A 21,609-nucleotide genomic window follows, 5' to 3' on the forward strand; every position below is an offset into this window, starting at 1 on the left:
ATTATTTCCTTCTGTCGACAAACTAAAAACACAAGTTTGTCGACAGCCTTAAGCAGCCAAGGCTGCTATTTTTTTCTCATTCTTACTAACGGTTTTGAAATAATTGGAGTCAACACACCTGAAAGAATAGCTTCAGTAATTCCATTAGTGGCTACAATAGTTAGGAGTGCAGGCAAGAGCTCGTCCATGTCCAACTTTAAAAAGTTCGCATAGGGCTCCCCATAAAATAAATAAATGAATCCAAGCACCAAAACAGTATTTGTTAAAGATCCGAGCACACCAGCAATACTCATTCTTGCTGTTTCATTGAGCTTCCCACTAAGTAACCGATGGAACACGAATGCAGCAACCACACCAATTAAAATTCGAGGCAAAACGGATACAAGTGGATTCGTGAAAACAATGGGTGCAATAATGCTTGTCGGGGCGATAAATGCCCTGATGAACGTGATGATTCCCCATATGCCGCCTACAATGGCTCCTTCCTTTGTTCCAAGTACGATTGCTGCGGTAATAACCGTTATCTGAATAATCGTCAAGCTAAGCGGTCCCATCGGGATATATCCTAAAAACGGGACTGTCGTTTGAATAATGATGATGGCAGAAAGCATCCCTAATAGGACTATTCGGAATGTTTTATTTTTTTTGTTCATGAACTGCCTCCTTTCAAACTAATAATATATTTTTTGTTATCATTCTACAAATACAAAATAGACAATAAGGGACTAAGCAAAAAATAAACTTTGTTTTAAATTTATGTGCTATGATATAAAAAGTTAGGCAAATTTTGGTAATGTTTTGAATGTATTGCCATGTATAAATAAGTCGTGTCGAAAGTGGGAGAAGGATGATGAGGATATTCTTTTTAATGATTTCTGTATTTCTGTTATTAGTGGCTTGTGACAACCCACACGCTATTACTGAAAGTACATTAGGCAGATCTGAATTAACAGAACGGGAACGAGCATTACTCACAACCGCGGCTTCTCAATCTTTTGTATATGATTTTTCTGTAGAAGAGGAGTATAAGAACATAAACATTTGGGTTGATAGATATGAATTTGGAAAACTGAAAACGGATCATCCCAATGGAGTAACGATGGGTCTAGACGAACACAAAGGCATGATTATTTTCTCAACAAATAGAGTAATAGGTCATGAAGATCAAATCGCGTTTCGAATTGGTGTGTATTCAGATCAATCAACAGCAGTAGGTGAATATACAGAGACGATGCCTACTGATTATGAAAAGAATCTAGTGAGCGGATGGGGGGATAACATTTCAGGCAAAGAAGCATTTATTCCGAATATGGTGTTAGGGAGTATGAATTATAGCAGTGCTGGTAATGGAACCTTATTTCATAACGAATTACAACTAGATGAAGATTTGTTTCAAGAAGTTCTGAAAGAATATGATGTGTCCTTCATATTTAGAGTTAATTTTACAAAATAACCAATATAAATAACACCTTAGAATAATCTAAGGTGTTCGTACATCTAGGAATAGTGTTTTAAAATTCCATTTTTATTTCTGTTTTTATCATGATACATATTTTTGTCAGCTCTAGAGAATAAATGGTTCATATTGTTCAAAGAATGATCACAGAAAGAAACCCCAATAGATAGTTTGATTTCCCTCGTAGAGGTTTCATTATAGCTCTTAAACTCTTTTATTATTTGATCGACTAAATCATTCGCGGCATCCTCTGTTGCATGTTCAAGTATGAGAGCAAACTCGTCTCCGCCAAGTCTAGCAACTGTTACTAAATCCGAGGAGAATCTATTGAGTAGCCCCGCTGTTTCTTTGATGATAAAATCTCCTTCTTTATGTCCAAAATGGTCATTAACATATTTCAACTCGTCTAAATCACATATGATAATAGCTACAGGAACGTTTGACGTTTGATCAAGCCATTCAAATTTATTTTCAAAGTACTCCCGATTATATATACCAGTTAAAGAATCGTGGCTAATTTGATACTGTAACTCCTGTTCTAATTTGATTTTATCATCAATATTTCTTAGAACTCCTTGTATAGCAACTAGCTTTCCATTTTTATAAATGGGAGTAGCATATTCTTCGAAATATCTATACTCCCCATTTTTATCAAGCCATCGCTGTACAATACTCTCGTCAAAATTAAGTTCCCCCTTAACCTTTTTTTCAAGAATATGATAATCATCGGGGTGAATATCTATAAAGGGTACCTCGGAATTCTTAAAGGCACGTTCAATGGAACCTGCTCCAAAAAAATGTTCAGCTGAAGGACTAAGATACTTATATTCTCTTTTTGGATAAACCTGATAATAATATAGAAAATCCCTTGTGTTTTCAATTATGTGAACAAAACTTTTCTGATTTTCTAGTACCTTCCTTTTATGATTTTCCCGTCTTCTATATAAGAAGGGGATAATCAAACTAACTATAGCCATCCCTGTAAGTAACCCAGTTGTATAATTCATACTCATTTAGACCCTCATCTTTTAGAATATATTAAAAAAATATATCATAACATTAAGTAAATGCATGTCTTTTAATCATATCGTCCTTAATATGATAAAAGGCCTATCGCTACCGATAGGCCTTACATTCCTCTCATCGGTAACTGGCTAACCTAGTCGAATATGACCTTAGTCCCTATAGTTTTGCGTCGTCATTTTTCAATGAGTTTGCCTATTCTATCCAATTAGTAAATAGTCCTATTTTCATTATAGTCGCTACATTTTCAATATCAATAAGAAAACTAAGCAGAAAAGTATATACTACTAAAATTACTAGAAAATCTAATAAGAGGTGATTCATATGAAAAACTGGTTAGTACGACACAAATGGGATATTCCCCTGGCTATTGTATTCTTGGGATCTGTTACGTTCATTCTTCAAGTACAACCAGAAGGAACCTCCTGGCATTTGTTAACAATCCCTCCTTATTGGGTACTTGCCTCCATTTTAAGGAACAAGAGAAAACAGCGAATCATGGAAGAAAGTAGAAGTCGTGCCTAGGTACGGCTTTATTCATATTTTTACATTTAAATAGATATAACTCTCATCACTAGGTGATTCTCAAATTTGTTGTTCTAATATACGACTTCACTTTTTTAAAAATAAATTTTTGGAAATAGTCGATACTATGAATACAAAAAGTACATCTAGATAGAGGCGAATATATGAAAACGGAACAATTAGAGAAACTCAATGAAATCTTTCAGGGTGAATTGAAACAGAGTGAAAGGTGGCTCGAATACTGGAAGGACTTTTCTGAACCTAGCACATGGCAATTTTGGGTGGTTCTCGCTATGTTCCTTTTTCCACTTATTTGTGTCATTCTGTTTATAGATAGAAAGAAAATGTTGCATTTAGGCTTTTACGGGTACAGTGTTCATGTGTTTTTCACTTATTCTGATTTAATTGGTACGCATAATGCCTACTGGATTTATCCTTACAAGTTATCACCATATTTTCCATCTAGTCTTACGTTAGATGCTTCATTTGTACCAGTAGCTTATATGCTTCTATATCAGTACACGCTAGATAAAAAGAAAAATTATTATATTTGGTTTGGTGGTATGTGTCTTACGTTTGCATATATCTTTAAACCCCTTTTGTTAGGCTTAGGATTGTTTCACTTTAGAGGCAAGGAAAACTTTTTCCTCCTGTTCTTAGGGTATCTCTTGGTAGCCCTGATTGCGAAGTGGATCACCGACTTCTTTCTACTCTTAATGAAAAGTAATAAATTCAGTTTGTACGAAGGGAAGAAAGAGGTGTAACGTAGAGGTACTATCTAAATAACCACAGCGATTTAAATAGAAAATATTTTTCATGTATAACGGAAGCACCATCCATGGATTCATTGGATGGTGTATTTTATTTATTTAGGAGGGTTGTTCTTATTTGGGTTGAGTCAAGAAGGATTAGCAGAGAGAGTATAGGAGGTCTTGCATGATCCGAAGTTTTTTGAAAATGCTCAGAAACTTTCTTACACCTTCCGACATGTGGGAGGTGATGAACAAGCAGGTACACCTCCGTATAATAGATTGGCAAGAAGGCTTTATGGCATTATCAAAGAATTACAGCAAGTATTTGAATGTTCATATCTTCGATTCGATGACAGCCGCCGCGCCAGCAACTGCCAAAATCAAAAATAACGGAAACGTAACAGGTACGTAAATATATAACAGCACCACCATGATCGAACTCCAGATTCCCGTACACCAATAACAACTCAAGAGTTTTCCGACAAAGTGACGTATGCCGGTTCCTTTAATGATTATTTCATCTCCGGATTCATCTAAAAATGGCTTTCGAATGAATTCAGTGATGCTATCAAAGACAATTAAATGTGTTAAACGAAACGAAGCCAATATGAGAATAATCAGGTCAAACCATCCGACATGCATGAAATCATCTCCTTATGGAACAGAAAAGAAGCAAGGTGAGTTCTGCTTCTCTTCATGAGCATTTTTTTATAGATAATATATGCGCTCTTTTATTTTGCGTGAAATAAAGGAACGCATTTTTCTTCCTACTCTTTTGAATTCCGGAGATAGGGAATACGCCATTTTTTTCTCATCCAATATATTGGTCCAAGCAGTTTTGCCCGACTTCTAATAGTATATTGAGCAATGTATTGATGATGGTTAGTCTGTGTAATCATACAACGATAACGCACGGAGGTGATAATATGGGATGCGGATGCAGACGGAATAAAAACAAGCGTAATGCGTATAAAAAAAGAAAGGTTAAAGACGGAGTGCTACCGAGTCAGCAGATTTCATCAGGAGGATTCGGATCAACCGGGAATACACCAAACGTACAGAGTCAAGCGGCTCCTAGAACGCCCGATGCTACTCTGGAAGATCCTTCTGTGTCATCTTAGGTTTTAAATACACTGCCTACGATTCCATTATAAAAGGGAAGCTCTTTTAATAATGAGATAATTAGCACACTACTAAAGTGCTGTTTTTTGTAAATTCAGATAAATTTACATGTAAGCGTTGACAAAAACTAATTAGTTGAGTAATTATTAAATAGAAATCAATATCAATCAAAGGAATGTTACCTCTTTTGGGCATAACCTGAACAGTTTTGAATCACTTTTGTGGTTCACTCTGTTTGGGTTTTTTGTTTATAAAAATGGAACTGAGGTGAAATAAAGTACATAGGCCTTAAATAGTAATCTTACCTTTGAGTGATTAAGATTTTAGTTGATTCATTTCAAATATTAAGGAGTGTGGAAAAAGTGATAAGAGGAATTAAATACTTATTGGCTGTAGTGCTCGCTTTAGGTTTAGTAGGTGGTAATGTATCAGCTTCATCTATAACATCTACTAATGATAAGGCAGAAGTTTCATCCTCTCAAACTTATAAAAAAGGAATCACTCAAGAAACAAATTACGGAAATGTAAAAGGGTATGTGAATGTAGAAGAAAATGCGCTGGTATGGAAGGGGCTTCCTTATGCAAAAGCTCCAGTTGGGGATATGAGATGGAAAGCACCAGAAGACCCAGCTCCATTTGAAGGCACCTTTGATGCAACAAAGTCAGGAAATATTGCCATTCAATCTTCTGCTCAAGGCATTATCGGGAGTGAAGATAGCCTGAATTTAGATATCTATCGACCGAATACAAATAAAAAAAATCTCCCTGTTTTATTTTTCATTCATGGAGGGAATAATCAAACGGGGAAATCCGAAGAAATAACAGGTGAATCTTTTGTTAATGATTTAGATGCTATTTTTGTTTCGGTCAACTACCGATTAGGGCCATTAGGTTTTAATCCACTACCAGCCCTAAATACAGGTAACGGATTGGAAGACTCCGGAAACTATGCACTATTAGATATCGCAAAATCCCTAGATTGGGTAAAGGAAAATATCAAAAGCTTTGGAGGAGATCCAAACAACGTGACCATCTCAGGATTCTCTGCTGGAGGTAGAGATGTCATGGCTGCGTTAGCCTCTCCAATTTTTGAAGGAAAATTCCAAAAGGCCATTGCCTTCAGTGGTGGAATGACGATGGCTGAAAAAGATGATAGTGTGAAAGTTTTTGCAAAAGCTATCGCTCCATTAGTGGTACAGGATGGTGTCAAATCGTCAGAAGAAGAAGCCTATCAATGGCTTCAGACGAAGGACGAGGCAGTAAAAGATTATCTCTATGGATTATCTGCTGATCGATTAAGTGGATTAATGAGTAATGCAGCTATTCGAATGAGTGTTTTCCCTCATCTGTATAATGATGGTGTGATTCTACCAAAGGAAAAGTTTGACACCAAGAACTATCATTCGGTTCCTTTAATCATGCTAACTGGAACATCGGAATTCTCTTTCTTTGCATGGGGAGATCCATACTTTGCGAGTAGTGTACAAGATGGTAGTTTATTTACGGACGAAACGAAGTATGCGGAATACACTTTTGCTAAAAATTATGGAAGTAAGCTTTATGGATTATTTAACACTCAGGAATCTGCTGAAAAAATGTATGATAACTATAAGGCACCAATTTACACCGTTGAAATACCTTTTGGTGAACAACCTACGGGAACCTCGGATATGATGTCTATTTTTGGATCATTCCATGGTGTCTTTGTCCCTCTATTAGACAGTAACAATAAAAGCTATTTACCTATGATGAGAGAATCGTATAGTCTAGAGGGAGCGAAGGAATTGAGCGTTCAGTTTAAACAATACCTAGCTAACTTTCTTCATGATCATAAGGGGAACCCTAACGGCAAAAAGTTAACAGACTGGGAGGCCTGGACGAAAAAGAAGCCAGCTAACCTAGTATTAACGGCAAATGAAACAAATGCCATCGCAGAAATGTCTGTTGTTACTACAGGTAAACTAGATGTGATCCAACAGATAGAAAAAGATATGTCTATTTCGCCAGTGGCCAAGGAGAAGATCGTTCGTGAAGTATTGAATGGTCGTTGGTTCAGTGCGGAGCTAGATGAATTCTATGGAAACAAAAGTTTATGGGTTGAATAACTTCTAGAAATAATAGAGAAACATAGCATGCTATACTAATTTTACTCATACCAAAATGCCATCCAAATCCCGTTTGGATGGTTTTTGTCGTATTGGTTGGAAAAAGGAGATTGCTAAGCAAAATAGTGAGATTTATAGTATATATAATAGATAAATAAGTATTAGTTAGATAGTAGGAGGGTATATGAAGCGATTTCTTTCTATCAGTTCCATTTTTATCTTGCTTTTGTTAGCCGGTTGTACAGGAAATGAATTAGATCAATCTCTCAAAAAAGAAGATCAAATTGAACTTGAATTTTTTTCACCGAAGCCTGAAACAGAAGTGATTTTTAATGAACTCATTCAAGAGTTTGAAGAGCTGCATCCTAACGTGACGATTAAGCAGGTGATTGTACCTGAACCGATGACCGTGTTAAAAGCAAGAATCGCAAGAGGGGATATTCCAGATCTATTTATTACTTATCCGATTGAACAAGATTATAAAGTAAGAGCTGATAAAGGATATCTGCTCGATTTATCAAATGAACCCTTCATTGAAAATATCCAACCCACTATCCAAAATCGTTATCTTATAAACGGAAAGATGTACGGTGCTGCCTTAACACAAAATGCAGTAGGAGTTCTCTATAATAAGGATCATTTCGAAGAATTACATTTATCGGTTCCAAACAGTTGGGATTCGTTTGTACAAGTTTTGGAAGAGTTACAGTCTAATGGAAAAACAGCTTTACTCATGCCCAACAAAGATGCAAACCAGGCGAGTATTTTTAATCTAAATTTAGTCGCAAATGAATTCGAACCGATTTATTGGGAAAAGGATGAGTTTTCAATTGTATCTGATCCGAGGTGGAGGGAAATATCAGAAAAAACCCTTACGGTGCTGTCATATGTGCAGCCCAATTCATTTGAAGACAGCTATTATGATTGTAATAAAAAATTTGCAAATGGTGAAGGTTCTATGTACATTATGGGAACTTGGGCGTTAACGATGATAAAGAAGTCCAATCCTTATTTAAATTATGGCATTTTCCCATTTCCTGCATCGAATCAAAAGGATCATCATGTATTAGGAGGAGTGGATATCGGCTTTGCCATTTCAGCTGATACGAAACATCCAGAAGAAGCGAAAGCGTTTTTAGCGTTTTTAATGAAAAAGGAAAACGCTCAAAGAATTTCCGATTTTGAAGGTTCGATCAGTGCTGTTATAGGAGTGACAAGCACCCATAAAGAAGGGCATATAATAAGAGAAAAGATTGCGAACGGGCAAGTAGTAAATTGGCCCAATCATTACTGGGCTGGAGGAACTGCTGCAGAATCCGAGTTTCGAGAATATACGGCACAGTTTTACTATGATCAAAATATGGATGTATATCTTAAGAATCTAGAAAAGATGTTTAACCGTTATTCGGCTATTCAAAAGAATTAGGTGCCGATATGATAAAATTTCAGCATAAGCTAATTATCGCCTTTATCTGTTTTGTATTAATTCCTATTATTATACTAGGGATTGTTTCATACAAAATTTCATCCACCACGTTACAAAAAAATAGTAGTGAGCAAATGATTCAAACGTTAAAGGCGGTTGATCGAAATTTATTAGCCGCTGTTTCTGAAGTGGATTCCTTTTCTGACTATGTGGTTTCATCAAGTGCCATTCAGGACTATTTAAAAACACAAAGTACATCCTCAATCTATGAATTTTACAGCGAGCAGCAGGAAATCGCCGGAAAGATGTATGGAAATTCACAGATTGATAATCTTGTTCTTTATACGAATGATGGAAAGGTGATTACTTATACCGATGATATGGTTACGAGCTTAGATGATCTTCGCTCAAGTTTGTTTTTGGACAAGGTTTTACAGCAGAAAGGTCGCCCTATTTGGTTAACTCCATATGAAAATCAAAATCTATTTTTTAGTCAGGACTATATCCTAACTCAATCAAGAGTTGTAAAGGATCTTAACACGCTTGATAATTTAGGGTTTTTAATACTGCAAGTAAAACTAGATTTATTTGATCCAGTTTTTAAAGATATTTATGGAGGTCCCAGCCATGAATTAATTGTAAATAAAGCGGGGACCGTGCTTTATTCATTAAATCGAAATTTTATTGGTAAAACGTTGGACATTGAAAGTTTTTCTGAATTTCCAATAAATAAAAGTGGTTACCTCACTGATGAATGGGACGGTGAAAAAAGTTTGATCACTTATATGCCGTCTAGTTTTGAAACGGGAGGTAATTCACAGCTCATCCTAGTATCAATCAAGCCTTTGAAAACAATTTCCAGTGAAATCGTTAATATCCGAAACACCATGTTACTCGTTGTCGGGTTTACGGTGTTAACCGCCATTTTATTTAATTTATTGTATCTAAAAAGAATTTCTCGTTTTATTCATGAACTGTTAAATGGCATGAAGCAAGTTGAAAGCGGCAGGCTGAACAAACGAATGGGAAGATTTACATTTCAAGAATTACAAAACATTTCACATGGATTTAATAACATGATCGGGAAGCTTCAACAATTGATGAGCGACATTGAAACAGAACAGGAACGAAAGCGTGAGGCTCAGTTTAAAGTGTTACAGCAGCAAATCAATCCTCATTTTCTATACAATACACTTGAATCCATTAATGCACTCGCCGCTTTAAACGGGCAAAGGGAAATTAGTAAAATGACAATTAACCTCGGTAAGCTGCTGCGCATCAGCATTAATGGAGGTTATGAAGTGAAAGTAAAAGATGAAATTCGTCATGTGATCAGCTATCTGGAAATACAGAAAATAAGATTTGATAATCGATTTTCTTTTGAAGTAGAAATTGTAGAAGAACTGAATCATTATCCGGTTCTTAAACTAATTCTACAGCCGCTCGTAGAAAATATTTTAATCCATGAGTTTTCTAAAAGAGATGATGAAGAAGGGCTGATTAAGATTAGAGGTACGGTTTCAAACGGTCAAGGTGAGTTTTGGATTGAAGACAATGGGAAGGGGATTGATGAACGTGTCCTAATGGAATTAAATAATTGGAGACTAGAAAATCATCATACTCAGGCAAGTAATGGTCATGGTGTACGCAATGTGGATGAGCGGCTCAGACTTTTTTATGGAGAGAAATATGGTCTCACCATTTGTTCGATGAAAAATGAGGGTACGGTAATTAAAATTTCATTTCCGATTAAAGGTGATTAAATGAGATATAAAGTAGTAATTGCGGATGACGAAAAGTTAATATTAAAAAATCTTACACAAATCATCGATTGGCACGGATTAGACTGTGAAATCATTGGGACAGCTGAAAATGGACAAGAAGTCATGGAAATCATCGAAAATCAACAAGCTGATCTTCTATTAACAGATATTTCAATGCCTGAAATGAGCGGGATTGAACTGATAAAGACATTAAAACAGATGGATCATAAGCCAATGGTTATTTTAATAAGCGGTTATGATGATTTTGAATATGCAAAAGAAGGAATTAAAAATAACGCATTCGACTATATATTAAAGCCAATCGATTATGATGAATTGGAAGATTGTGTGAAAAGAGCGCTTAACAAAATAAGAGAACAAAAAGTAAGTGTGTATGACCATGAGAAATATACGATTTATGAGCTCATTACATCAGGGAAAGTAGACGCACAAATCAAAAACAAGCAAGCTCTTTATTTCTCAGTGATTATCAAAAACTATAAGGAAGACATCGAATTCATTTTTACTAAAAATGCAGACTTCCTTTCTAAGTGGAATACAAATCTATTTATTTACAAGCTGTCCGATAGAGAAATGATGGTAGTTGTCGAAATGGCAAAACACTTCATCAATCAAGCAGCGGATATTACGGATGCATTTTCACAGCGGATTCTTTATGCAGGCTCTGATCAATGCATCATCTCGGTTGGTAAAGTCGTTGAGCAGTTATTTGAAATAAAGCATTCCGTTGATGCTGCCAAGGAATTACTAAAATATGAAAACTATATAAGTGGCAATGTTCTGACAGAAGAGCGGTTAAAGAAAGAATATAAGCCCAGCCAATCAGCTGCAGATATGATGGAAGAGGCCCTCGACTATATCCGTAATAACTTTCAAACAGATCTTGGCGTGGAACAGACAGCCGAACAAGTAGGATTAAGTGTTAGCTATTTCAGCCTGCTTTTTAAACAAAAAACTGGTCTTACCTTTCTCGACTATGTAACCAATGTCAGAATGGAATATGCCTGCCTTTTCCTGCAAAATACAGATCTTAAAACCTATGAAATTGCCGAAAAAGTCGGCTATACCGATCAGCGCTACTTCAGCCAAGTATTTAAAAAGAAAATGAAAAAAACACCAAGTGAATATCGTAAACTAGTAAAAAATATGTAAGCCTCTCCCTACTAGGTTAAAGGGTTCCGTGTTGAAGTACTTTTCTTAACATACGTGCTGAAATGACAGTCGTATTGGGATCGTTATTGGTATTAAAAAAGCAAAACTCGCCCTAGTAATTGGCGAGTTTTACTTCTTTTAAGAATACAAAAACATTATTTATTTAAAACTTCACTTACCTGTGATACGGTTCACCGTAATGCATCAAAATGAGGTTTTCTTTGATTTTTGAGATAAAACTCAACTAGCAAAGGTAAAATAAGCGGATATTTTTCGGTTGGATACAGAATGGAGTTCGTTTCGGAGTCAATAAGAGGAGGTCTTCCGCTTATGCAATGCAAAATCTCCTCTTTTCGAATTTTTCGAGCCAATAGGCGGAATCTCTCCGTTTATTTATCATCTCGGGTGCTTAACCTGATCCCCATCCGATCAGTGCGGGCACTCTTTTTTAATTGTACAATACTTTTTGTTCATCTTAATAATGATGTCAATTGCTATGTTCAAGTTAATGGGATTTCGTAGAAACTTAATAAATAACAATTCATACGTCAATTCTTGTGTCTTTTAATAAGAAAATACCCGAAAACGGAACCCTTTACTACTAGGTGATAAGGCCTTTCTTTTTCAATAATAAGAATTTAAACATTTTTAAGAGAAATGCCACGTTTTGAAAGCGCTTTTAATACCTTATCATGAACTTATGAAAGCGCTAAACTAACTCGCATTCCTATAAAGAAAGCGCTTGATGAGATATTAAGAGAACGAGGGGGAGAAGCATGAAAAAGTTCATTTTGTTTGTATCAATACTTTCTTTAGTCTTTTCGTTAGTAGCTTGTAGTTCAGACAAAGCTAGCGGCAGTGACAAAATTGTAGTTTGGACACAAGCTGCTGCAGATCATCCAGAAGGTAAGATGTTTGCTGACCGAGTAAAGAGTTACAATGAGGCTCATCCTGATGGACCTAAAGTCGAAATACAAAACATCACACGTGCAGGAGCTGGTTCAGGCTACATAGATAAGCTGAATGCAGCCATTACAGCAAATGACATGCCTGATATTTTTACATTAGACGGACCTGATATTGGGGCTTACGTTGATTCAGGATTACTTGGTGAACTAGATGGATACATGAGCGAAGGATTCAAAGATGGATTCACGCAAGCGATCATCGACCAAGGAACAGTGGACGGGAAATTTTACGGAATGGGTTATTCTGACTCGGGCGTAGCCATCATGTATAACGAAGACATGATCAATGCACTACCCGAAGATATAAAAGCGTTAGTTCCTTCACTTGATCAAGACTGGACATGGGATCAATTTATTGATTTATCAAGAAAAGTGGACGAGTTTGCAAAAACGTCGGATGATCCAGTCTTTGCAAATTATGAAGTGGCTGTAAGTTTATTACTAACAGACATTACTGCAGGTGCCTATGAATTAGGAACATACTACTTTACACCACTTCTTTGGGGAAATGATGCAAACATCGTCGCTGAAGATGGTGTTACAGTTGATGGAGTCTTAAACAGTAAGAAAAGTGTAGAAGCATTAACAAAGTATGCGCAATTATTTGCTGAACCAGCACTTGCTAGTGCGACAGAGTCCGAAAAAACATTTCATACAGGAAAATCAGCACTATCTGTTAGCGGATTCTGGTATGTAAATGAACTGATCAATAATTATCCTGACTTAAAATTCAAAACCGTTCGTTATCCGAAAATGAGTGAAGACTTCGACGGGTTATACACACCATCAGGATCTTGGGCATTTGTTCGTAACGGACAAGAAGAAGACGAAGAACGCATCAAGCAAATCGTTGAAGTCATGGAATGGTTAAATAACGACGAAGCATCAAAAGAATATTTCGCTAAAAACGGTTCTATTCCAACAAGAATCAATTCCGTTGACGCGATTGATACAAATACGGATAACCCATATCATAATGATGCATGGTCAGTATTAAAGTATCAAGTGGAAAACACAAACAAATCTCGACCTGTATCACCAGGATATCCTTATCTTTCTGAAACCTTTGCAAAAGACGTTATTCTAAAAATCGCTCAAAACAAAGCGACAGATGAAGCAACGATCAAGAAATATGTAGACGAGGCATCGAAGAAAATTGAATTAGAATTTGCAAAGTACAAAAAATAATCGTTTGTAAAAAGTAAGAGGTGAGGCAATGACCTCACCTCTTACTCTTTTTTAAAAGAGGGGTGTGAACCATGAAAAAATTGATCAAACGTATTGTAAAAGTGAGAAATACAACCGAACACCTCAGACAAAGTGAACATTATAAAACTAGAGATATCGTGTCTGCTTACGGATTTTTAACACCTGCTTTAATTCTTGCCATTCTATTCATTGTATTACCTATTATTCTAGCATTTACGTATGGGTTTACGGATTACTATTTATTAAAACCAAACGACAAAGAATTTATTGGACTTGATAACTTTAAGCGAATGATGACTGATGAAGTATTGATCCAAAGCTTTAAAAACACGATTAAGTTTGTGGTGTTTGTTGTTCCTCTGCAACTGTCGATGGCACTTGGACTTGCGCTCATTGTTAACAAAAAAATTAGAGGCGTAGGGTTCTTTCGTACCGCGTATTTTTCACCAGCTGTTTTATCTCTTGTTGTCATCTCCATTCTATGGACGGTCATGTTAAACCCAACATCGGGATTAATTAATGAACTCCTTGCGAATGTTGGAATTTCTAAGCAGCCTTTCCTCTCAAGTGCGTCTCAAGCCATGTATACGATCATTGCAATCTCTGCATGGTCAGGGTGTGGGTATCAAATGATGATCTTTTTAGCAGGACTTAAAAATATTGATGGAAGCCTTTATGAAGCAGCGGATATTGACGGAGCCAATGCGTTCCAAAAGTTTTTATTTATTACCATTCCGTCATTAAAACCCATTCTGATGTTTTTAGTGATCACCACCACGATTCAGGCGTTTAAACTTATTGTTCAACCGATGGTTATGACAGGTGGAGGTCCAGATTACTCAACGATTACCATTTTACAATACATTTATGAGTATGGATTCCGTCACCGAAACGTTGGATATGCGAGTGCCATTACATTAGTTTTCACGATTTTCTTAGTCGTTATCTCAATTTTTATTAAAAAGCTATTTAGAGAGGAGAAAGCAGCATGAAAATAGTAAAGAAAACCTTGTTCTATCTCTTGGCCTCTCTTGTGGCATTACAATTTTTACTTCCTCTTATTTGGATGATTCTTTCCTCATTTAAGATCGATGAAGTGATATACAAAGATATGGATACAATCTTTGCTTTTGTTCCAAGATTTTCTGATCTTTCGCTTGATTCTTATGTGGAGTTATTAGGTTTTTATAACATTTTTAAGAACGTTGGAAATAGTTTGATTTATGCGTCTATTACAGTGGTTGTAGGATTAACCATCAATTCATTGGCAGGTTATGCTCTAGCAAGATTTAAATTTCCATTGAAGGATTGGATATTAATTTTTATTATTGCACTTATGATTGTGCCAATTGAAGCGACCATTCTTCCATTGTTTTTAGTGGTAAATGAGATGGGATTAATCAACACGATTCCAGGCTATTTGCTGCCATTTATTATCAATGTGATGAACATATTCTTATTCAGGCAACATTTCTTATCCTTCCCTGGTGAATTGATTGAATCTGGAAAAATTGATGGACTAAGTGAAGTAGGATGTTTCTTCCGAATTGTCATGCCGTCAAGCTTAAATATGTATATTACCGTTGGGATTTTAACGTTCTTAGCATCTTGGAATGATTTTTTATGGCCGGTTATGGCGTTATCAAACGCAGATTTGATGCCAATTCAAGTTGCCCTTAATGCTGTTTTTGCAGACACGTATAACATTTTCACAAGTCATATGATGGCAGCACTAACCATCGTAACGATTCCAATTGTTATTCTTTATATCATTTTCCAAAAATACATTGTGGAAGGTTCCATGCAAAGTGGAATTAAATAAACGAGGTGCCCTATGAATCGACTACAAAAAGCAAATGACTATATCAATGAAAACAAACATAAAACAAATAACCGCCCCCTTTTTCACTTTTCACCAGAAATCGGATGGCTCAATGACCCAAATGGATTTTCCTTTTACAAAGGGAAATACCAGCTCTTTTATCAGTATTATCCGTTTGACATTGTATGGAATGACATGCATTGGGGTCATGCAACAACAAATGATTTTGTCCATTGGGAATACCTCCCCATAGCGATGGCCAATGACAAAGCGTATGATGCAAACGGATGTTTTTCTGGAAGTGCGATTGAAAAGGATGGGAAGCTCTATCTCATTTATACAGGTCATATTGATCCTAACTTAGGGTTTGATAAAGATGAATCACAAATTGCTGAACGTCAGTGTGTGGCAGTATCAGAGGATGGAATCCATTTCGAGAAATCGAATTTAAATCCCGTGATTGGGGAAAAAGAATTGCCAGAAGGGTATCTCATTTGTGATTTCAGAGACCCTAAAGTGTTAGAGCGCGACGGGGTATATTACTGTGTAGTAGCGGTAAGAAACACGAAACGTCGTGGTGAAATCATTATGTTTCAATCAAAAGATTTACTTCAGTGGAGCTTTCATTCTTCTATATTTCAAATGCCATATGAAGAAAATACGTTACTAGAATGTCCAGATCTCTTCCACCTAGACGGAAAAGATGTGCTAATTTTCTCAGAAATGCCATGCGATCCTGAATTTGATGGAGAACTAGAGAAAAAGACGTCTTATGTAATTGGACACATGGACTTTGAAAACGGAGTATTCACTCCTGAAGCAAAGGGCTTGCTAGATTATGCAACGTTTTACGCACCTCAAACAACGGACGGTCATAACGGAGAAAGACTGTTAATTGGATGGATGCATCGTTGGACAAAAGCAACACCACCAAAAGAGTACGGCTATAACGGCATGATGAGTTTACCAAGAAAGTTACACATCAAAAACCACACATTGATTCAGCAAGCTTATATGAACCATGACGATTATTTCACACCCGTTGCTGTTTATAAATATGTTTCATTACATGAGGACTTGCACATTGAAAGCGGAAGAACAGGATATTTATCCCTATCCCTTTTATCTAAAAGTGAATCGTTTGTTGTTGAATTAAACAAGGAAGATCAAACAGCCACACGCGTGAGTGTGGATCCATCATCCAATTCGATAGTGATTACTTCTGATTATGGAGAGAGTGAACCAATCACCGTACGTGACTGTTTTAACAATGAAGAAAACACACTAGAATTTTATGTGGATCTTCATTCAGTTGAGATCTTTGTAAATAAGGGAGAAAAAGTCATAACATTTACCGCATATGAAAAAGAAAAAGGAACAAGCATTGTCCTTTCAGGAAAAGGAGCCCAATTAAAAGAAGTTCGTTACGAGGCGTTTCGTTCTCAATAAACAAAATAAAACAGCTCTGTTTAAAGACAGGGCTGTTTTAATATTGTTTAATTCCGGCATAAATAGAGGATATAATGTACTTGATTCAACAAGCTTTCGAAAAGCAGAGGGTTGAAGATTGTTTAGAACATGTGGATTCCAGATATTAGTGGAAATAGTGAACTAAACGGTCATTTAGGACATATGAATTCCAAGAATTAGTGGAATCAGTAAACTAAATGAGCATTTAGAACATGTGAATTCCAGAAATTAGTGGAATCAGTGAACTAAACAATCATTTAGAACATATGAATTCCAGAAATTAGTGTAATTAGTGAACTTAACGATCATTTAGGATATATGGTTTCCAGAAATTAGTGGAATCAGTGAACAAAACACTCATTTTCACCAAACCCATTGAACAAAATCACCACGGTTATAGCTAAAAGTTATAACGAGAGATAGTTATATAGTGTTACGTTATAATGATTTTCATATGCTACACTTACCTTAGTTCAGAAGATTAAGAGTTCTTAAAAGGAAGAGGGAGATCATTAATGACAAAAACACTTGTGAAAGCACCATTTCGAGCAGACCATGTAGGAAGTTTATTGCGACCTGAGAAAATACATAAAGCTAGAAGAGATTACCAAGCAGGCAATCTTACTTCACAAGAACTATACGCGATTGAAACGGAAGAGATTAAAAACATCGTTGACAAGCAAATCGAAGTCGGACTAAAAGCTGTGACCGATGGAGAATTTCGTCGTAGATTTTGGCATACGGATTTTCTCGAACATTTACTTGGCGTAGAGGGCTACGTTCCAGATCATGGTTTTGCCTTCAAGGGAGAAGAAACGGAAAGATACGATGTGCGTGTAACCGGGAAGATCTCGTTTAACCAAGATCACCCTCATATCAAGGAATTTATCGAATTTAAGGAAATCGTTGGGGACCGTGCAGTGGCAAAACAAACGATTCCAAGTCCCAATCAATTATTTAACGCTGGAATTCGTAACCCGGAAATCTATCCAGACCTTGAAGATTATACCAATGATATTATCCAAACATACCGTGATGCGATCAAAGCTTTCTATGATGCTGGCTGCCGTTACTTACAGTTAGATGATGTTTACATTGCCGGTCTAAATGCACCGAATATTCCATTTAATGATAGTGGCTATTCTCGTGAAGATTTAATTGAATTAGCTCTTCGTGTGGTGAATGGAGTATTAGATGATAAGCCGGAAGATCTCATTGTAACCACTCACCTCTGCCGTGGGAATTATCGTTCGAAATGGGCATTTGAAGGCAGTTATGCGAAAATCGCTCCAACGTTATTTGCAAAAGAAAAAGTCAATGGGTTTTTCTTAGAATATGATGATGATCGTTCCGGTGATTTCGGACCATTGGAATACATACCGAATGGGGAAGCACAAGTCGTACTAGGTGTATTCACATCCAAACATGGGAAATTAGAAGATAAGGAAACGATTAAAGCACGTGTAGAAGAGGCGACAAAATATGTGCCATTGGAGCAATTATGTATCAGTCCACAATGTGGATTTGCTTCCACGCATCACGGAAATATTTTAACCGAGGAAGAGCAATGGGCGAAGCTGAAATATATTGTAGATATTTCAAAGGAGATTTGGAGATAAGTTTTAACGGACACCTTAGCGGGTGTTCTTTTTTATTGCCTGAATTTTTATTTAAGCTAATTCTCCAACAAACGGCTCATTGTTCCAGGCGGACTAAGGCCTTTCTATATTATATTTTCAACGAAGAAGAATTACTTAAGAAAAATGAACAATAGACCATACTTATGTAATAAAAAGTACAAACCTTATGGCCTGTACCCGTAAGAAAAACCGAAAATAAACATAAAAAATAAAAAAATAGCAGCAGATGGAACCAAACTTACTAACACTAATAGCTTTGTCGTCTTACTTTGCGCGCTTTTAAACCATTTGTAATAGAGAAAAAGGAGAATGAGCAATAGAGGCCAGAAATAATAATCAATCACCGTATATACCCAACCCGAATTTTCATCCCAGTAAGAATCTGGCACAGGTGCGATATTCTCATATTTTTTATCTATTTTATTTTTAATGGTTATAAAGATATAAGAAATAATAGAATAATAAACTACAATAGTAACCTTAACCCACCAGAATAAATTTCTATTAAAAGTTACTATTATGAAGATTATTCCCAAAAGCACGTATAGTCCTGTGTATTGTCCCATTTCAATCGCCCCTTTATATATATTACCAAATATTTGTAAAATCTCCTATTATAACTAACGGTTTCTATTGTTGATAATCAAAGATAACCAAAAAGGCGAAACTATATTTCAGATAGATACGTAAACACTTCTAAAGGAAAATCACTGGAGAGGAAGTGAGCGTTTTTGGGAATTTTCTACAGCTTTTTTGTCGGAGTTATTTTCTTAGCGGTAGGTATTATTGCATTTTTTCCACCTCCTAAGCTACCTTGGCTTATAAGATTTATTATTATATTTATAGGTGTTGGTTTTATTTTGTCATCACTCTTAACATTATTTGGATTAATTTCTTCCTAAAATATATACTGTTTTATTTTAGTGGGAAAAATTTTAAGAAACTTAAATACTATACGAACGAGTTGATTTGGGGGAAAAAAATGATCTTTCAACAAAAGTTAAATACTGAAGATATATTAGCTTTTCGCAAAAATGTTAGAGAAACATCAAGACAAATGAAGAATAGATATCTGTTGGTAGGTTCAATTAGTGCAATAATCTATTTTCTATATATACTGTATAAAACTTATAATGTGCCGGATGTTTACTTCATCGAGTTGTTCCCAACATATTCGAAGTGGGGTTTTTATATTTTTCATCTAGCCTCGTTCATTTTTATTATTTACCCAACTCTTGTTGAATTATCTTATTATCAGTCTGGTAGCCCTGTCTTTATAAAGCGTTCTAACGTATTGAATGAGCGTGAGGTCAATGTTGATCATCTAGGAATTTCTATAGAAAGTAAAGGGGATACCAATACGTATAAGTGGGAAAATATTTTAAGGGTTAGCGAGGACGATTTACGCTATTTCTTATATATTACAGACACAAAAGCAATCATTATTAATATAGAAACTATCAATCTTACAGAGGAACAACAAACTCTTCTAAAACAACTAATTAGAGAACACACTAATTTGTCATCATCTATAGATAAAACCGAAAATATGAAAAGAACAGGTGTATGGTCATTTAAGACCAGGCTCATGTTAGTATTTTTGTATATATTGATTACTGGTATTTCAAGTCAAGACTGGGGAGTTACACTCAAAGAAGCGACCCAAGGAAGTAGAAAAACTTTTTGTTGAAGGAAATAAAGTGGGTGAAGACAAGGAAATCACAGAAAATCTAACTCAAGACAAAATAAATTTAGCAAAACAAATGGTTTTGAACGTTCGTGACATTGATGATTATGAAATAGAGAAATCCTTTGAAATGCACGATCTACACATTGATATATACAGAGCACAAACCCAATTAAATAAAAAATTAGGGATACCCGAGGAGACAACCATAAAGTCATTCTCAGGGGAATCTGAAACATGGAAAATAAACGACTATAAAATTGAAATCGACCCCAAGAGAGTTCAAACTGCTCCAGGAACCATATCTATGAAAGGGAAACAGACTTTTATGGCAGATTATTTCAAGGTAGAAGCACATATTTCCTTTAAGGATGTTTTTTCTGGCGAAGACCATAAGATTTATGAGTTTGAACTTACACCTGAAAAGCCTACACTCAAAAATGGTGAAATCACTGACGTAAAAATAGGGGAGTTAAACATTGCAAGACAAAAAACCTCTCATACCTTTAGAATACCGATACTAAATAAATATAACGAGCCAGTTTCCTTAGATGATGTTTTACAAACGTATTTTATCATTGAATGGGGAGGGCTACAGGATGAAACGAACAAGAGAGAGAGGATTGACCTCAAGTCAAATGGAGGATGAATCCCAAAGTTAGAAAGACGCCCTCCTGGTAAAATTAAGAAGGGTGTTTTGTTGTACTTTTAGACAAACGCGACAGCATTCCTGTAATAATTTAAAAATGAGAATGAAATTTTAAAATAAGATTGTGAACCTAAAGACTTGCATTAGCACAATAAAAAATAAAATTAAAGAGCGAAAAATATACAGATTCTTGCTTTACCTGCGTATTTCGGCTAATTTACATTCATAAAATCCACTGCCATTTAAAGCATTTATTAATTGCCAAATACAGGTTAGAGGGTTTTTAATTTCCTAAAACATATGAGATTATGAATATTGAAAAGCAAGAAAAACTAGGGCCTTATAAAATGGACCACCAGTAAGGGGGAAGGATATGAACCATATCGTTTTGTTTGATGGAGAATGTAATTTTTGTGATCGAAGTGTCCAATTCATTATTAAAAGGGATAAGGAAGCAGTATTTAAATTTACCTCTCTACAGAGTGATATAGGGCAAGAAATAACTAGAAAGCACCAAGTTCCCGGTGATATAGACAGTATCATTGTAGTAAAAGACGATAAATATTACATTAAGTCAGCAGCAGCTCTTCAAATTTGTAAGCATTTATCAGGTGGGTGGAAGCTATTATTTGTACTTTCAATCATACCAAAGCCGATTCGTGATAATTTCTACGATATCCTTGCGAAGAACAGATACAAATGGTTTGGAAAAAATGACCGCTGTATGATACCCTCGCCTGAAATAAGAAATCGGTTTTTATAAAAAGATAGAACACATTGATGTTTCTAATACCTAACACAAGCGAAAGTCTCTAGGTT

At 35.8% G+C, this 21,609-nt stretch carries 20 protein-coding genes and 1 riboswitch; of the genes, 16 read left to right on the forward strand and 4 right to left on the reverse strand.

What is annotated here, in order from left to right:
- Positions 1–65 precede the first annotated feature (65 nt).
- The gene (locus tag BKO01S_RS07480; RefSeq protein ID WP_066051153.1) at positions 66–653 is read right to left on the reverse strand and encodes an ECF transporter S component; all 588 of its coding nucleotides are present in this window, start codon (positions 651–653) and stop codon (positions 66–68) included.
- Positions 654–850: 197 nt separating this feature from the next.
- On the opposite strand from BKO01S_RS07480, the gene BKO01S_RS07485 reads away from it, so the two are divergent.
- On the forward strand, positions 851–1,453 hold the full coding sequence (locus BKO01S_RS07485; protein WP_066051157.1) for a YgaN family protein: 603 nt from the start codon (positions 851–853) through the stop codon (positions 1,451–1,453).
- Between the two features lie 44 nt (positions 1,454–1,497).
- Here BKO01S_RS07485 and BKO01S_RS07490 read toward each other — a convergent pair whose 3' ends face one another.
- A complete protein-coding gene (locus BKO01S_RS07490) occupies positions 1,498–2,469 on the reverse strand; it encodes a sensor domain-containing diguanylate cyclase (RefSeq protein ID WP_066051158.1) in 972 nt (323 codons plus the stop codon).
- A 129-nt stretch (positions 2,470–2,598) separates the two neighbouring features.
- A riboswitch (cyclic di-GMP riboswitch) is annotated at positions 2,599–2,685 on the reverse strand.
- A 118-nt stretch (positions 2,686–2,803) separates the two neighbouring features.
- On the opposite strand from BKO01S_RS07490, the gene BKO01S_RS07495 reads away from it, so the two are divergent.
- Entirely contained in the window at positions 2,804–3,004 is a 201-nt protein-coding gene (locus BKO01S_RS07495) for a hypothetical protein (RefSeq protein ID WP_066051163.1), read from the forward strand.
- Between the two features lie 164 nt (positions 3,005–3,168).
- The gene (locus tag BKO01S_RS07500; RefSeq protein WP_066051165.1) at positions 3,169–3,768 is read left to right on the forward strand and encodes a CBO0543 family protein; all 600 of its coding nucleotides are present in this window, start codon (positions 3,169–3,171) and stop codon (positions 3,766–3,768) included.
- Positions 3,769–4,089: 321 nt separating this feature from the next.
- Here BKO01S_RS07500 and BKO01S_RS23845 read toward each other — a convergent pair whose 3' ends face one another.
- Positions 4,090–4,398: a DUF1360 domain-containing protein gene (locus BKO01S_RS23845; protein WP_084362002.1), complete on the reverse strand. Its 309-nt coding sequence runs from the start codon at positions 4,396–4,398 to the stop codon at positions 4,090–4,092.
- Between the two features lie 284 nt (positions 4,399–4,682).
- On the opposite strand from BKO01S_RS23845, the gene BKO01S_RS07510 reads away from it, so the two are divergent.
- The 10 genes from BKO01S_RS07510 (at position 4,683) to BKO01S_RS07555 (ending at position 18,433) form a co-directional block, all read left to right on the forward strand.
- The gene (locus tag BKO01S_RS07510; protein WP_066051170.1) at positions 4,683–4,877 is read left to right on the forward strand and encodes a hypothetical protein; all 195 of its coding nucleotides are present in this window, start codon (positions 4,683–4,685) and stop codon (positions 4,875–4,877) included.
- A gap of 363 nt (positions 4,878–5,240) precedes the next feature.
- Positions 5,241–6,983 (forward strand): carboxylesterase family protein, encoded by a 1,743-nt coding sequence (locus BKO01S_RS07515; RefSeq protein ID WP_157077321.1) that lies wholly within the window; start codon positions 5,241–5,243, stop codon positions 6,981–6,983.
- A gap of 184 nt (positions 6,984–7,167) precedes the next feature.
- Positions 7,168–8,409, forward strand: coding sequence for an ABC transporter substrate-binding protein (locus BKO01S_RS07520; RefSeq protein ID WP_066051173.1), 1,242 nt, complete (start codon positions 7,168–7,170; stop codon positions 8,407–8,409).
- A gap of 8 nt (positions 8,410–8,417) precedes the next feature.
- Positions 8,418–10,172: a sensor histidine kinase gene (locus BKO01S_RS07525; protein WP_066051176.1), complete on the forward strand. Its 1,755-nt coding sequence runs from the start codon at positions 8,418–8,420 to the stop codon at positions 10,170–10,172.
- A complete protein-coding gene (locus tag BKO01S_RS07530) occupies positions 10,173–11,345 on the forward strand; it encodes a response regulator transcription factor (protein WP_066051179.1) in 1,173 nt (390 codons plus the stop codon).
- A gap of 776 nt (positions 11,346–12,121) precedes the next feature.
- Positions 12,122–13,501 carry an ABC transporter substrate-binding protein gene (locus BKO01S_RS07535; RefSeq protein ID WP_066051182.1) on the forward strand — a complete coding sequence of 460 codons (1,380 nt, stop codon included), beginning with the start codon at positions 12,122–12,124 and terminating at the stop codon, positions 13,499–13,501.
- 71 nt (positions 13,502–13,572) lie between these two features.
- Complete coding sequence (locus BKO01S_RS07540; protein WP_066051185.1) at positions 13,573–14,514, forward strand: carbohydrate ABC transporter permease; 942 nt, start codon at positions 13,573–13,575, stop codon at positions 14,512–14,514.
- Positions 14,511–15,344 (forward strand): carbohydrate ABC transporter permease, encoded by an 834-nt coding sequence (locus tag BKO01S_RS07545; protein WP_066051187.1) that lies wholly within the window; start codon positions 14,511–14,513, stop codon positions 15,342–15,344. The genes BKO01S_RS07540 and BKO01S_RS07545 overlap by 4 nt, the downstream gene beginning before the upstream one ends.
- 12 nt (positions 15,345–15,356) lie before the next feature.
- Entirely contained in the window at positions 15,357–16,793 is a 1,437-nt protein-coding gene (locus BKO01S_RS07550) for a glycoside hydrolase family 32 protein (protein ID WP_066051190.1), read from the forward strand.
- A gap of 536 nt (positions 16,794–17,329) precedes the next feature.
- Positions 17,330–18,433 carry a 5-methyltetrahydropteroyltriglutamate--homocysteine S-methyltransferase gene (locus tag BKO01S_RS07555; RefSeq protein ID WP_066051193.1) on the forward strand — a complete coding sequence of 368 codons (1,104 nt, stop codon included), beginning with the start codon at positions 17,330–17,332 and terminating at the stop codon, positions 18,431–18,433.
- 185 nt (positions 18,434–18,618) lie between these two features.
- On the opposite strand, the gene BKO01S_RS07560 is transcribed toward BKO01S_RS07555, so the two are convergent.
- A complete protein-coding gene (locus BKO01S_RS07560; RefSeq protein ID WP_066051195.1) occupies positions 18,619–19,020 on the reverse strand; it encodes a hypothetical protein in 402 nt (133 codons plus the stop codon).
- 416 nt (positions 19,021–19,436) lie between these two features.
- Here BKO01S_RS07560 and BKO01S_RS07565 point away from each other — a divergent pair, with 416 nt between their 5' ends.
- The 3 genes from BKO01S_RS07565 (at position 19,437) to BKO01S_RS07575 (ending at position 21,553) form a co-directional block, all read left to right on the forward strand.
- Positions 19,437–20,144: a YcxB family protein gene (locus tag BKO01S_RS07565; RefSeq protein ID WP_066051197.1), complete on the forward strand. Its 708-nt coding sequence runs from the start codon at positions 19,437–19,439 to the stop codon at positions 20,142–20,144.
- A gap of 10 nt (positions 20,145–20,154) precedes the next feature.
- Complete coding sequence (locus tag BKO01S_RS07570) at positions 20,155–20,790, forward strand: hypothetical protein (RefSeq protein ID WP_066051200.1); 636 nt, start codon at positions 20,155–20,157, stop codon at positions 20,788–20,790.
- Positions 20,791–21,163: 373 nt separating this feature from the next.
- On the forward strand, positions 21,164–21,553 hold the full coding sequence (locus BKO01S_RS07575; protein WP_066051204.1) for a thiol-disulfide oxidoreductase DCC family protein: 390 nt from the start codon (positions 21,164–21,166) through the stop codon (positions 21,551–21,553).
- Positions 21,554–21,609 lie beyond the last annotated feature (56 nt).

Origin of the sequence: Robertmurraya korlensis NBRC 107688 (assembly GCF_001591645.1) — a bacterium.
In the GTDB taxonomy this organism is placed as follows: domain Bacteria; phylum Bacillota; class Bacilli; order Bacillales; family Cytobacillaceae; genus Robertmurraya_A.